A 672-nucleotide genomic window follows, 5' to 3' on the forward strand; every position below is an offset into this window, starting at 1 on the left:
AAATCGAAAACGAAGTCGAAAACGATTCGATACGGATCTGGTTCACATCCATCGGCACGTGGCACGGCACCGACCCAATGCGTCATCCGGCATGCCGGCGCCCCGACATCGAAAGCAAAATGAAACCCGATTCGGGTCAGTTCGCCGAACGACCGGCCCAACCGGCAGGCGGAGTATTCGAGGGCCGAAAATCGCGATCTATCCACTCCACGCAAGCGCCGGCCGAAGCCTGTCCAGTTCTCGCAAGCGCATCGCGGCCCCCATTCCGGGGCTTTTTGACACCGCTCGCGAACGTGTACAGTGGGCACGGCTTCGGGGCGCGAATGCCGGCGTTCGACCGTGCGCCGTCCCCTGCCGTCCCCATAACGCATCGAAGACTCGCCATGCCGCCCACTTCCTTGCTGCTCGAGTCGACGTCGCTGAGGCAATACCGGTATTTCGAGTCGAACGACGTCGACGACACGCGCCAGCGCATCGCCGCCGTGCTGCAGCCGCACCGGCTCACGCCCGGCGCGGCGCGCGGCGGCCAATCCGCCTACATGAACCACGTGCGGATCGACAGCCTGGCGTTCGGCACGATCGGCTATGCGGGGACGATGGGCGTCGATGCCGGCGAGATCGAGGACGATTACCTCGCGATCGTGAGCCTCAACGGTTACGCCGACGTCACCG

Annotated in this window: 1 protein-coding gene; it reads left to right on the top strand. The window is 64.3% G+C overall.

Going from position 1 to position 672, the window contains the following annotated elements; translation table 11 throughout:
- Window positions 1-383 precede the first annotated feature (383 nt).
- The coding region (locus HW466_RS31015) for an AraC-like ligand-binding domain-containing protein (RefSeq protein ID WP_481968803.1) at window positions 384-672 on the top strand (289 nt) is incomplete at its 3' end.

This window comes from Burkholderia territorii (genome assembly GCF_902833055.1).
In the GTDB taxonomy this organism is placed as follows: domain Bacteria; phylum Pseudomonadota; class Gammaproteobacteria; order Burkholderiales; family Burkholderiaceae; genus Burkholderia; species Burkholderia territorii.